Source organism: Klebsiella sp. CN_Kp104, assembly GCF_040064515.1.
GTDB lineage: Bacteria > Pseudomonadota > Gammaproteobacteria > Enterobacterales > Enterobacteriaceae > Klebsiella > Klebsiella aerogenes.
Map to the genome: position 1 here is coordinate 71,067 of NZ_JBEAII010000001.1, position 12,521 is coordinate 83,587.

Genomic DNA, 12,521 nt, shown 5'->3' on the forward strand with positions numbered 1-12,521 from the left:
GGGTCAGAGGAGAAGGAGCGGTGGGATGAATCTGGAAAGCGTCTCTCCCCTTACCGGGGAGAGCCGGGCGCATCAGGCTACGTGCTGCAAAAACTCGCGCAGACGCGGGCTTGGCGGGTTCTTCACCAGAACCTGCGGGTCGCCGTCTTCGGCGATGCGGCCTTTATCGATGAAGATCAGCCGTGATGCCACTTTTTCAGCAAAGCCGATTTCGTGGGTTACGATGACCATCGTCATGCCTTCTTCGGCCAGGTCCTGCATGACTTTCAGCACTTCATGGCGCAGTTCTGGGTCAAGTGCCGAAGTCGGCTCATCAAACAGCATCATTTTCGGTTTCACCGCCAGCGCGCGGGCAATAGCGACGCGCTGCTGCTGGCCGCCGGAGAGTTCGGATGGATAGTGGTGCGCGCGTTCCGCAAGACCCACCTTCGCCAGCAGCTCTTTCGCCAGCGTTTCCGCCGCCGCTTTCGACGCGCCGCGCACGCGCTGCGGGCCGAACATCACGTTCTCCAGCGCCGTCAGGTGCGGGAACAGATAGAACTGCTGGAATACCATTCCGGCTTCCTGGCGAATTAAGCGTTCGTCAACCTTTGGGTCGTTCACCTTCAGGCCATCGACGATAAGATCGCCGCTGGTGATCTCTTCCAGTTTATTGATGCAGCGCAGCAGCGTGGATTTACCGGAGCCGGACGGCCCGATGATCACGACCACTTCGCCTTTGTTGATCTTCAGATCGATATCGTGCAGCACTTTAGTCGGGCCAAAGTGTTTGGAAACGTTTTTAAATTCAATCACAGGATTTTCATCCTTCTTTCAAGACGACGCAGAATGAAGCTCAACACCAGGGTGATGATCAGATAAATGACGGCAACGGCGCTCCAGATTTCCAGCGCGCGGAAGTTACCGGCAATAATTTCCTGGCCCTGGCGGGTCAGTTCGGCGACGCCGATAACGATAAACAGCGACGTATCTTTGATACTGATAATCCATTGGTTACCGAGCGGCGGCAGCATACGGCGCAGCGCCAGCGGCAGGATCACGTGGCGGATGGTCTCGCGGCGGGAGAGTCCCAGCGCTAGACCCGCTTCGCGGAAACCTTTATGGATGGACAGCACCGCGCCGCGGGTGATTTCCGCGATATAGGCCCCGGAGTTGATCATGATGGTCACCACCGCGGCGGTGAACGGGTCGATGCGTAAGTCGCTAAACGCCATCGGCAGCGCGAAGTAAATGAACATCACCTGCACCACAATAGGCGTGCCGCGGATGATTTCAATAAATACCAGCGCGATGTGGTTGGCTATCCAGCCGCCGAAACAGCGGGCGAAACCGGCCACCAGACCGATGATAAGGCCGCCAACCAGGCCGAGGACCGAAATCCACAGCGTCATTTTGGCGCCTTCCAGCAAAATAGGAATGGCGGGCCAGATGGCACTCCAGTCAAACTGCATAATGTGTTCCTGTTACTGTTACCGTGTCGAAAGCAGAGAAAGCCTCTGCGAATACGGCGCCGGGGAAAGAGACTCTGGCGCCGTGGAGCCCGCGGCGGATTGGCCGCGGGAAGTCGTCCTGATTATTATTTTGGTTCAGTACCGAACCATTTTTTGTAAATTTCGTTGTAGGTGCCGTTTTCACGCAGCGTTTTCAGCGCGCCGTTCACTTTTTCGCGCAGTTCGTCGCTGCCTTTCGGGAAGGCGATACCGTAGCTTTGCGCTTCCAGCGATTCGCCTACCGCTTTGAACTTGCCCTGACCGGCAGTTTTAATGAAGTACAGGATGTTTGGCGTGTCGTGCAGTACCGCGTCAGCGCGGCCGGTGCCCAGTTCCATATAAGCGTTATCAATGTTCGGGAACTGGCGCAGATCTTTGGTTTTGATGTTGGCTTTCGCATAATCAACGGAGCCGGTGCCGCTCTTCACGGCGACCACTTTGCCGTTCAGATCTTTCACATCTTTAATGTCATTGTTTTTCGCGTTCACCATCACCAGCAGGCCGCTTTTGTAGTAGCCGTCGGAGAAGTCGATTGCTTTTTTACGCTCGTCGGTGATGGTGATCCCCGCCAGCGCCAGATCGATGTTTTTGGTCTGCAGCGCGGGAATGATGCCGCTGAAGTCCATTGGTTTCAGGGTGTAGTCCAGTTTCAGCTCTTTAGCGACCGCGGCCCACAGGTCAATATCGAAGCCGACGTATTTATCACCTTGCTTAAATTCAAACGGAACAAACGCCGTATCGGTGGCGACTACCAGTTTTTTATCTGCGGCGTGAGACGAAACCGCAAAAGCCAGGGTCAGTGCAGCCAGTGACACTTTTAATACAGACTTCATAGTATTTCCTTTTTTATCCACGGGACGAGCCCCTGCGAGAACGTGTAGCCTAATGAAAAAATCGTGCCAGTTTTACAAGCTATTGTTTTTCAACAGGAGCTTTCATATTGCTTGCACAATTTCGGTTACTCGATACAGCAAACGCACCGTGACGGGGCATCATTTTGGTGCAATATAAACGTAGCGAATAACCAGAGCATTTTTAACGCAAACCCTGATGGGAAAACAATCTTGCTGTAACGATTGTGTGAGGTGATTATTACAATTGTTTTACTTTAGTACGCATTGTGTACATACATATGCACCAAAAGAGGGCGAGCTAAGCGATTGCGGGGGTAGCGTGGGAGAAAAGGAAAAAGCCGCCAGCGGGCGCTGACGGCGGTAGACGTTTATTCGATATTCGCTTCGATGAACCACAGGAATTTATCCAGGTCGCGGGAAGCCGCGGTAAAGATATCGGCGGTGTCTTCATCTTTCGCTTCGCTGATCGCTTTACGCACATCATTGGCCACGATGGCATAACGGTCCGCCAGCTCTTTCAGGTGTTCCTGAACGGTGTGAATATCCAGCGGGTAGCTTTTCAGCGGGCTTTTGCTGTTGATGACCTGAGTGGTACCCAGTGCGACGCCGCCCAGTTGAACGGCACGTTCAGCCATCGTATCAAGGTGATCGGTGAGCGCAGTGCGGAAACCATCCAGCATTTCATGGACGGCGATAAAGTTGGCACCGCGCATATTCCAGTGGGCCTGTTTGGTAATCAGCGACAGGTCGATGAACTGGATCACCTGGCGATTCAGCAGCTCAACGGTAGCTTTCTTTTCGTTGTCTGCGACATCGTTACGGGTATAGAGCAGGTTAGACGCTTTAGTTTTAACCAGTTTTGCGGTACTCATAGTTTCATATCCTCTTGATATTGATACTCGTCATACTTCAAATTCGAATTATGTAGAGCGTTTGTCCCAAATGACTTCGGGACTAATTATAGCAAGGGATATTGGGTATGAGGCATCGGCTGTCCATATCAGTCCGATAGCGCTAAGTTGTTGGCTATTTAAAAAGTTTTATTAAATCAGATGATTAGAAGCACACAACTGGCTCGCTATGAACGCGAGCCAGGGCGGTAACAAAATCTTAATTTATATCGACTTTCTCGATTTTGCTTTGCCGTTGCATGGTTAGCGTTGAGCCCATTGAGGCGATGATAATCGCCCCTAACGCCAGAGTTTGCGTCAGGGTTAGCGTCTCGCCGAGGAACACCATTCCCGACAGCGCCGCCAGCGCCGGCTCCATGCTCATCAGCGTGCCGAAGGTACGGGTGGGCATCCGGGTCAGGGCGATCATTTCCAGCGAATAGGGTAGGGCGGTGGAGAGAATGGCGATGCCAAGCCCCAGCGGCAGCAGCGACCATTGCAGCAGCGTATCGCTGGCCTGGACGACGCCGATGGGCACAAAAATTACCGCCGCGATGAGCGAGCCCATAGCCACCGTCGCCGGGCCATGTTCTTCACCCGCGCGCTGGCCGGTAAGAATATAGACCGCCCAGAATGCGCCGGCGCCGAGCGCGAACAGCGCGCCGACTAAATCCACTTCCCCTACGTTTTGCCCAAGCGGCAGCAGGAACCACAGCCCGAGCACCGCCAGCGCCACCCAGACGAAATCAAGCGGGCGGCGTGAACCGAAGAGCGCCACCGCCAGCGGCCCTGTGAACTCCAGCGCGACCGCGACGCCAAGCGGGATCCGCTGCAGCGATAAATAGAAGAGATAGTTCATCGCCCCTAGCGCCACGCCGTAAAAGAACAGCGGTAGCCGCTGCTGCGGGGCAAAGCGCAGTCGCCACGGCTTAAAAATAACGACTAAAATTAAAGTGCCGAGCGTTAGGCGTAGAGCGGTGACTCCCGGTGCGCCAATCAACGGGAAGAGCGATTTCGCCAGCGATGCGCCGCTCTGAATGGAGACCATGGCGATCAAAATAACCAGTATCGGCAACCACGCCGGAACTTTACGGGACGAGCCGGGCATCCTTTCTCCTGTCAGGGTTTGTCAAAAGAGGTAAAGGTTCCAGTGTACTGGAATAACCGCTTAACGGTTTAGCGATTGTTGAAAAAAGAGGGTGGAAAAACAGTACAATGGCGTAAAATGCGTAGGGGAATGCCTTCGCGACTAAGAATAATCTGGATGCGGAGCGCTTACGGCTGGTAAACGTTAAGCACTTTTTGCGCGAAAAGTGTTTGATTTCCAGATTGTTACGAAATCGTGGAAACTTTTGCTTACATGAAAAAGTATGTTAGACAATGTAAAGTCAAAAGAGTTTCCCAAAAGTTTTTGATATATTTAAGACTTAGGACTTATTAGAAACACATTTGAGGTGGTTATGAATAAAATTGCACGTCTTTCAGCACTGGCCGTTGTTCTGGCTGCATCCGTAGGTACTACTGCTTTCGCTGCAACTTCTACCGTTACCGGTGGTTACGCTCAGAGCGACATGCAGGGTAAAGCTAACAAAGCAGGCGGTTTCAACCTTAAGTACCGTTACGAGCAAGATAACAACCCGCTGGGCGTTATCGGTTCCTTCACCTACACCGAAAAAGACAACACCAGCAACGGTACTTACAACAAAGGTCAGTACTACGGCATCACCGCTGGTCCGGCTTACCGTCTGAACGACTGGGCGAGCATCTACGGCGTAATCGGTGTTGGCTACGGTAAGTTCCAGAACAACAACTTCCCGAACCAGAAATCCGACATGAGCGACTACGGTTTCTCTTACGGCGCTGGTATGCAGTTCAACCCGATCGAAAACGTTGCCCTGGACTTCTCCTACGAGCAGTCTCGCATTCGTAACGTTGACGTCGGCACCTGGATTGCTGGCGTAGGTTACCGCTTCTAATCACTTCGGTGATATAAAAAATCCGCCTCAAGGGGCGGATTTTTTTTGCCTGTGATTCGGCGATACCGTTTAGTTGACGGTAAACTCGTCGCTGCCCAGATGGTTGTAATCCACCTTCTGTAACTGGAAATTGGTGATATACACCGGTCCGGCTTTCTGTTCCGAGATAAAGCGATAGCGTGGGGTAATTTCCTGTGCGCTGATGCCGGTCCACTGCGAGAAGAAGCTGAGGAAATCATTCGCCGAGCGGCGGGCTTTAATCATCTTATGCGCTTTATCGTCGCTGGAGAGCACCATAAACGGTACCTGGAAGTTCTGCTGATATTTGTCATCATGGGCGAGATACTGCACCGCCTTACCGCGTTCTTTAAATGCCAGACCGTGATCGGAAAAATAGGTGAGCGAGAAAGAACTGCCGGAATTCTGTAGCTGGCCGTAGAGTTTCGCCAACAGCGCGTCGGTTTGCGTCACGCTGTAGAGATAGCATGAGGTCTCCTTTGACTCCACAAAGGTGGTGTACTTGCCTTTGGTACGATCGCAGGCCTGCGGGTGCGAGCCCATAATATGCAATACGATCAACTGCGGCTGGCTGCGCTCGACTGATAATACCTGCTCGGTCAGTTTCAGCAGTTGCTCATCCTGCGTATTTTTATTGGCTTCAAAATCCCCATTTTTCAGGAACTGCACCTCATCGGCGCGTTTGGCGATGCTGGCGATGGCGGTGTCGTATTCACCAATTTGCCCTTGATTGGAGAACCACCAGGTCTGGAAGCCCGCGCGGTTGGCGAGGGTGACGAAGTTATCCTGATACTGGGGTTTACCGTCTACCACCCGATTGAGGGTCAGGCCCAGCGATTTCTGCGTGGAGCCGCTGGCGGCGACGTAGTTTTTAAACAGATAGCCGTTGACCGAACTGGCGAACGGCGTGTTGTCCCAGTGGCCGCCGAAAGCGCCAAGCGCATCGCGGCGCGCGCTCTCACCAATCACCACGACATAGAGATGGTATTTCGGCTTCACCGCCAGCACGTGCCAGCTATCTTTCATGTTCGCCAACTGCGCCATCCGCGCCTGTTCATCCAGCACTTCATTGTTATTAACGATCACGTCTTTTACGAAGCGCACGGCGGGGTAACCGCTATCAATGACTTTAAAGACGCCGCCCCAGGCCAGATTCTGCACAGGTTGCAGGAAGAAGATACCGATGCTAAACAGCAGCCCCAGATATTCCACTTTGCCAAGGCGCGCGGGCGGCTGTGGTTTCCGCCGTACGGCAATGACGCCGAGGGCGAAGATAAATACCGCCAGCAAATAGTTGTACCACGGGAAAATAGTGAGAATTTCCGTCGACTCTTCCACGTTGGTGGCGTGCAGCGCCAGCAACGTATTGAAGTTTGGCGCGCCGTAAGCCTGGCCGAAGGGATAGTACATCGCGGCCAGCAGGGAATAGAGGCCAACTACCCCTTTTTGTACCCGCGGAAAGGTGCGCCAAAGCAGATGGAGTACGCAGGTAAACGCAACGGTATAGAGCAAGCTAAATTCATACCCAAGCGCCAGATTAATCAACAGCGACTGTAAAAAGTAGAATCCTGTCCACGGGTTCAGGGCCAGTCTGCGGGCGGCCAGCGTTTCTTTCAGAGTGACATTCATAATTCGTAATCAACAAGACGCCATGTTCGTCCCCTGGCATCAAGGGGGTAAAACCTGCTGGACAGTGCGTGAAGAGGGTCTCTGCGAGCCGCAGTAGTGGCAGGGCTGACAAACGATAGGGCCTGCGAATGGTAAGGTCAACTGTTCATAACAGATTGTTTTGCGAGAAAGCTTACAAAACTTGAAAAAAGCGCTGAAGGGCGAGACAACCGGGTAGGTTAACGGGGAAAAATGACAAAAAAATGAAGCGGCGTACCGCGACGCCGCGTTAGTGGTTAGGTTTATCCTGCTGCGGTTTGCCGTTGATCATGTCGCACAGCATGCCGATCAGCATTAAGCGTACTTTAAAGGGTGAATGGCTAAACACGTTTAAGCACCTCTTGAATTCGTTCATGGTTATTCCTCCTGCGTTTTCGCGCCGTCAAATCCGTGATGGCTGTTTGCATTACATACAGATATAGCACAGGCTATATTTTATAGCTATGGCTAAAATGTTATTTTTTTGTGCTCCGGGCGCAATCCATTACAATGTGGATCCTTTTATATGATGCTTGACGCGTCACACCAACGAGGAAGCACAATGAACCGTCGCGCAGGTAAGCCCATAACTAAAAAAGTGACGCAGCTGGTTAATGTCGAAGAACACGTAGAGGGGTTTCGTCAGGTGCGCGAAGCGCATCGTCGCGAGCTGATTGATGACTATGTGGAGCTTATCTCCGATCTGATCAACGAAGTGGGCGAAGCGCGCCAGGTGGATATGGCTGCGCGTCTTGGCGTTTCGCAACCGACGGTGGCGAAAATGCTTAAACGTCTGGCGAGCGTCGGCTTGATCGAACAGATCCCCTGGCGCGGGATCTTCTTAACCCCGGAAGGGGAAAAGCTGGCCCATGAAAGCCGCGAGCGTCATCAGATAGTGGAAAACTTTCTGCTGGCGATTGGCGTGAGTCCGGAGATTGCCCGCCGCGATGCCGAGGGAATGGAACACCACGTTAGCGAAGAGACGCTGGCGCAATTTAAGCTGTTTACCCAGAGATTACACGCAGAATGAATCTCCCCTTTGTGCAGTCGCTCGCTCGCGACCGTTTCCTGCATCTTTTGTTACTTATCGCCGTTATCCTTAGCCTGTTTGTTCCTTTCGCGCCTCAGCGCTGGGGGCAGGCTATCGACTGGCACACGATCATCACCCTTAGTGGGCTGATGCTGCTGACCAAAGGGATTGAACTGAGCGGTTATTTTGATGTGCTGGGGCGCAAAATGGCGCGCCGTTTCGTCACCGAACGCCAACTGGCCATCTTCATGGTGCTGGCTGCCGCGCTGCTTTCCACTTTTTTGACCAACGACGTCGCGCTGTTCATTGTCGTTCCCCTCACGTTAACGCTGAAAAAATGGTGCGCCATCCCGGTGAACCGGCTGATTATTTTTGAAGCGCTGGCGGTTAACGCCGGCTCTTTATTAACGCCCATCGGCAATCCGCAGAATATTTTACTGTGGGGCCGCTCCGGGCTATCGTTTCTTGCCTTTATCGGCCAGATGCTGCCGCTGGCGGCGGCGATGATGATCACGCTATTGGTGCTGTGTTGGTTCTGTTTCCCCGCCGCTCGGCTCAATTATCAAAGTAGCGACAAAGCGCCGGAGTGGCGGCCGCAGCTGGTGTGGAGCTGCCTCGCTTTCTACCTTATCTTTCTGGCTGCGCTGGAGATGAAGCAGGAACTCTGGGGGCTGGCGCTCATTGCCGTCGGGTTCCTGCTGCTGGCGCGAGCGGTGATTATCAACGTCGACTGGTCGCTGCTGCTGGTGTTTATGGCGATGTTTATCGACGTTCACCTGCTGACGCAGCTGCCGGTGCTGCAGCAGTGGCTGAACGACGTCGGCCAGCTCTCGCATGGCGGGCTATGGCTGACGGCAATTGGCCTGTCGCAGTTTATCAGCAACGTGCCGTCGACTATTTTGCTGCTCAACTACGTGCCGCCAACGATGCTGTTAGCCTGGGCGGTGAACGTCGGCGGTTTTGGCCTGCTGCCCGGATCGCTGGCGAATCTGATTGCGCTGCGGATGGCCGGCGATCGCCGGATCTGGTGGCGTTTTCATCTTTATTCCATTCCGCTGCTGATCTGGGCGGCGCTCACCGGTTACGCCATGCTCGCGCTGTGGCGCTGATTTTCAGAGGATTGGGCAAGAAACGGGCAGGAACACCCCATTCGCAATGACGACGCTCGGGCTATAACTATCTGGCTGACGTTAATCATCCGAATGAGGAGACTGCTATGCGTTATCAAAAACTGGGAAATACCGGCCTGTTTGTCTCTGAGCTGTGCCTTGGCACCATGACCTTCGGCGGCGAAGAGGGGATGTGGGGAAAAATCGGCCAGCTGCGCCAGGCGGAAGCCGAACAGCTGGTGGGCAGCGCGCTGGATGCGGGCATCAACTTCATTGATACCGCCAACGTTTATTCAGAAGGACGCTCGGAGGAGATCACCGGCCAGGCGTTAAAGAATCTGAAGATACCGCGTGAAAACGTGGTGGTGGCGACCAAAGTGTTCGGCGAAACCGGCACCGCTGGGGTGAACTCGCGCGGCAGCTCACGCTACCACATTATGGGCAGCGTGAAAGAGAGCCTGCGCCGCCTGCAGCTCGATCATATCGATCTCTATCAATTACACGGTTTCGATCCGGCGACGCCTATTGAAGAGACGCTGTCGGCGCTGGACACCCTGGTGCAGCAGGGGCATGTGCGCTATATCGGTGTTTCTAACTGGGCGGCATGGCAAATCGCCAAAGCGCTGGGCATCGCGGAACGCCTCGGGCTCTCGCGCTTTGCTTCTCTGCAGGCTTACTACACGATTGCCGGGCGTGAGCTGGAACGCGAACTGGTGCCGATGATGCAAAGCGAAGGTCTCGGCCTGATGGTCTGGAGCCCGCTAGCGGGCGGTCTGTTGAGCGGTAAATATCGCCGCGATGGTCAGGCGGAAGCGGGCGGTCGTCGCCTGGAGTTCGATTTCCCGCCGGTGAATAAAGATCGCGCCTTTGACTGCATTGACGTTATGCAGGTGATAGCCGAAGCGAAAGGGGTCTCGGTGGCGCAGATTGCGCTGGCGTGGTTACTGCATCAGCCGGCGGTCACCAGCGTTATTATTGGCGCCAAACGGGCCGAGCAGTTGCAGGATAACATTGCCGCCACCGCTATTCGCCTGAGTGAAGATGAGCTGCGCCAGCTTGACGCGGTCAGCGCGCTGCCGCGCGAGTATCCGGGTTGGATGCTGGAGCGCCAGGGGGAATATCGCCGTAAGCAGCTTGACGCGCAGTAACGCTGTTTTTTCGTGCTTATAAAGATCGCCGCTTGCGGCGATCTTTTTTGTTTGTATGGCTCACAGAAAACGATCCTGCTTTTGCTTCGGAGGTAGTTTTTTTGTATATGACTAGTCATAACATTTAAATGACTAGTCATATACAGAGGCGAACCATGAAAGACAAACTACCGGCCAATTTTTTATGGGGTAATTCGGTCTCCAGCATGCAGACCGAAGGGGCGTGGAATGAGGGGGGGAAGGGGATGTCGGTGTACGATATCCGTGAACCGTCGGAGTTCGCCTCGGACTGGAAGGTAGCGACCGACTCCTACCATCGCTTCCGCGAAGACTTTGATTTAATGCAGGATCTGGGCATGAACTGCTATCGCTTCCAGATAGCCTGGAGCCGCGTCTGTCCGCAGGGAGATGGCGAGTTTAATGAAGAGGGGATTGCGTTCTACCATCAGTTTATTGATGAGCTCATTGCCCGCGGTATTGAACCGATGATCTGCCTCTATCACTTCGATATGCCCTTGTCGCTGGCGGAGCGCTATAACGGTTTTACCGATCGCCGGGTAATGGACGCTTTTATCCGCTATGGCCAGAAGATGATCGACTGCTACGGCGATAAGGTGAAGTACTGGCTGACCTTCAACGAACAGAATCTTTACCATTCGCCGGAGGCTTTTCTGATCACCGGCTATCTGCGTGGCTATAAAACGCTGCGCGAACTCTACCAGATCCAGCACCACGTAATGATGGCGCACGTCCATCTCACCGACTATCTGCATCAGGCCAAACCGCAGTGTCTGATGGGCGGAATGCTGGCCCATGCGCTGGTCTATCCGGCAACCTGTAAGCCGCGCGATATTCTGTGCGCCCAGCAACTGGACGAGTTTTTAAATCAGAATCTGCTGCGCGCCTACGCGGGCGAGGGCTATAGTCCGGAAGTGATGCATTTTGTCGCCCGTGAAGGTTTTGACGATATCTATCGCCCTGAAGATATCGCGTTGATGGCGAGGGTGAAGGTCGACTATCTGGCATTCAGCTACTACGCCAGCCGCACGCTCAATAGCGACGCGATTCCGCCAGGTACGGCGGTGAACAACTATATGTTGTTCGGTAATCAGGACAATCCATACCTGAAAGCGACGGAATGGAACTGGCAGATCGATCCGCTGGGATTCCGCACGATCATTACCCGCTATTACAACGACTGGCGGCTGCCGGTCTTCCCAATTGAAAACGGGATTGGGGTGATCGAATCCTGGGACGGCGAAAATCAGGTCGCCGATGATTACCGCATTGCCTACCACCGTGACCACATTAACGCCATGAAAGCGGCAATGTTTGAAGACGGGGCGCAGGTGATAGGCTATCTCGGCTGGGGATTAATCGATATCCTTAGCTCGCAGGGCGACATGCGTAAACGCTACGGCGTGGTGTACGTCAATCGTGAAAACCACGATCTCAAGGATCTTAAGCGGGTACCGAAGAAAAGCTACGCGTGGTTGAAGCGGGTTATCCACAGTAATGGCGAAGAGATGTAACGGCGAGCGGGCGGTGTATGCTGCCCCCCAGCCCCTCACAAAATAGTAAAGGATCGGAGAATGACGGCGAAGTATCTTAATATCGCGCGGGAAATAAAAAAGCGGATCATTAGCCAGCAGTATCCTGCCAGCGCGCCGTTACCTGACCAGTTTGCGCTGGCGGCAGAGTTCAATACCAGCCGGATGACGATCCAGCAGGCAATGCGTCAGCTGATTGTCGAGGGGCTTATCTACACCCGCAAAGGGCAGGGTACCTTTGTGCGGAAAAATTTCCTCCAGCTATCGCAGTGGGAACTGCCCGGCAGCGACTATTTCGGCGCCACCAAAACCTGGGAGCATCTCGGCGAGGTGCAAAGCGAAGTAGTGCGCTTTGAACTGCGTTTTCCCAGCGAGAAGGAACAGAGTTCGCTGCTGATCGACGCCGATGCGCCGGTGTATGACTTTGTCCGCCTGCGGTTGCTTAACGGCGAGCCGGTCTCGCTGGATCTCACGGTAATGCCGGTGGCGCTGGTGCCGGGGCTCAATAAAAGTCATCTGCAGACTTCGGTGTTTCGTTATGTGCAGGAGACGCTGGGGCTGAAGCTGATGGGGTCTTATCGGGTGGTGCGGGCGATGAAGCCGGATGAGCTGGACAAATTACATCTTAACTGCGAGCCGAGCGACCCGGTGCTGGAGGTTGAGCAGGTTATCTATCTGGAAGACGGTACGCCGCTGGAGTACGCGCACTGTCACTACCGCTACGATCATGGCGGGGTCATTCTGGTCAATAACGGCTAACCGGGAGCGCTCCCTGCTGGCGCAGCGCTTAGCAGATGCAGATAAAAAAA

The 12,521-nt window shown here is 54.0% G+C and carries 13 protein-coding genes; 6 read left to right on the forward strand and 7 right to left on the reverse strand.

What is annotated here, in order from left to right; all coding sequences use genetic code 11:
* Nucleotides 1-72 precede the first annotated feature (72 nt).
* The 5 genes from glnQ to rhtA all read right to left on the reverse strand — a co-directional run bounded on the left by glnQ (nt 73) and on the right by rhtA (nt 4,342).
* Nucleotides 73-795, reverse strand: a complete 723-nt coding sequence (glnQ, locus tag ABLU80_RS00365; RefSeq protein ID WP_015367582.1) for a glutamine ABC transporter ATP-binding protein GlnQ — start codon at nt 793-795, stop codon at nt 73-75.
* Nucleotides 792-1,451 carry a glutamine ABC transporter permease GlnP gene (gene glnP, locus ABLU80_RS00370; RefSeq protein ID WP_015367581.1) on the reverse strand — a complete coding sequence of 220 codons (660 nt, stop codon included), beginning with the start codon at nt 1,449-1,451 and terminating at the stop codon, nt 792-794. The genes glnQ and glnP overlap by 4 nt, the downstream gene beginning before the upstream one ends.
* A 125-nt stretch (nt 1,452-1,576) precedes the next feature.
* Nucleotides 1,577-2,323, reverse strand: a complete 747-nt coding sequence (glnH, locus tag ABLU80_RS00375) for a glutamine ABC transporter substrate-binding protein GlnH (RefSeq protein WP_015367580.1) — start codon at nt 2,321-2,323, stop codon at nt 1,577-1,579.
* 389 nt (nt 2,324-2,712) lie between these two features.
* The gene (gene dps, locus ABLU80_RS00380) at nt 2,713-3,216 is read right to left on the reverse strand and encodes a DNA starvation/stationary phase protection protein Dps (protein WP_015367579.1); all 504 of its coding nucleotides are present in this window, start codon (nt 3,214-3,216) and stop codon (nt 2,713-2,715) included.
* Between the two features lie 238 nt (nt 3,217-3,454).
* Nucleotides 3,455-4,342 carry a threonine/homoserine exporter RhtA gene (rhtA, locus tag ABLU80_RS00385; RefSeq protein ID WP_015367578.1) on the reverse strand — a complete coding sequence of 296 codons (888 nt, stop codon included), beginning with the start codon at nt 4,340-4,342 and terminating at the stop codon, nt 3,455-3,457.
* Between the two features lie 352 nt (nt 4,343-4,694).
* Here rhtA and ompX point away from each other — a divergent pair, with 352 nt between their 5' ends.
* A complete protein-coding gene (gene ompX / locus ABLU80_RS00390; protein ID WP_015367577.1) occupies nt 4,695-5,210 on the forward strand; it encodes an outer membrane protein OmpX in 516 nt (171 codons plus the stop codon).
* A 69-nt stretch (nt 5,211-5,279) separates the two neighbouring features.
* Here the strand turns inward: ompX and ABLU80_RS00395 are convergent, their stop codons facing one another.
* Together ABLU80_RS00395 and mntS are read right to left on the reverse strand one after the other, a co-directional pair.
* The gene (locus ABLU80_RS00395) at nt 5,280-6,857 is read right to left on the reverse strand and encodes a phosphoethanolamine transferase (RefSeq protein WP_348849573.1); all 1,578 of its coding nucleotides are present in this window, start codon (nt 6,855-6,857) and stop codon (nt 5,280-5,282) included.
* Between the two features lie 268 nt (nt 6,858-7,125).
* On the reverse strand, nt 7,126-7,251 hold the full coding sequence (gene mntS / locus ABLU80_RS00400; protein ID WP_015367575.1) for a manganase accumulation protein MntS: 126 nt from the start codon (nt 7,249-7,251) through the stop codon (nt 7,126-7,128).
* Between the two features lie 186 nt (nt 7,252-7,437).
* On the opposite strand from mntS, the gene mntR reads away from it, so the two are divergent.
* The 5 genes from mntR (at nt 7,438) to ABLU80_RS00425 (ending at nt 12,471) form a co-directional block, all read left to right on the forward strand.
* Nucleotides 7,438-7,905: a manganese-binding transcriptional regulator MntR gene (gene mntR, locus ABLU80_RS00405; protein ID WP_015367574.1), complete on the forward strand. Its 468-nt coding sequence runs from the start codon at nt 7,438-7,440 to the stop codon at nt 7,903-7,905.
* A complete protein-coding gene (locus ABLU80_RS00410; protein WP_015367573.1) occupies nt 7,902-9,014 on the forward strand; it encodes an anion transporter in 1,113 nt (370 codons plus the stop codon). The genes mntR and ABLU80_RS00410 overlap by 4 nt, the downstream gene beginning before the upstream one ends.
* A 107-nt stretch (nt 9,015-9,121) precedes the next feature.
* Nucleotides 9,122-10,162, forward strand: coding sequence for an aldo/keto reductase (locus ABLU80_RS00415; protein ID WP_015704826.1), 1,041 nt, complete (start codon nt 9,122-9,124; stop codon nt 10,160-10,162).
* Nucleotides 10,163-10,317: 155 nt separating this feature from the next.
* Nucleotides 10,318-11,694 carry a glycoside hydrolase family 1 protein gene (locus ABLU80_RS00420; protein ID WP_072382606.1) on the forward strand — a complete coding sequence of 459 codons (1,377 nt, stop codon included), beginning with the start codon at nt 10,318-10,320 and terminating at the stop codon, nt 11,692-11,694.
* Nucleotides 11,695-11,754: 60 nt separating this feature from the next.
* Nucleotides 11,755-12,471: a GntR family transcriptional regulator gene (locus tag ABLU80_RS00425; RefSeq protein WP_072382604.1), complete on the forward strand. Its 717-nt coding sequence runs from the start codon at nt 11,755-11,757 to the stop codon at nt 12,469-12,471.
* Nucleotides 12,472-12,521 lie beyond the last annotated feature (50 nt).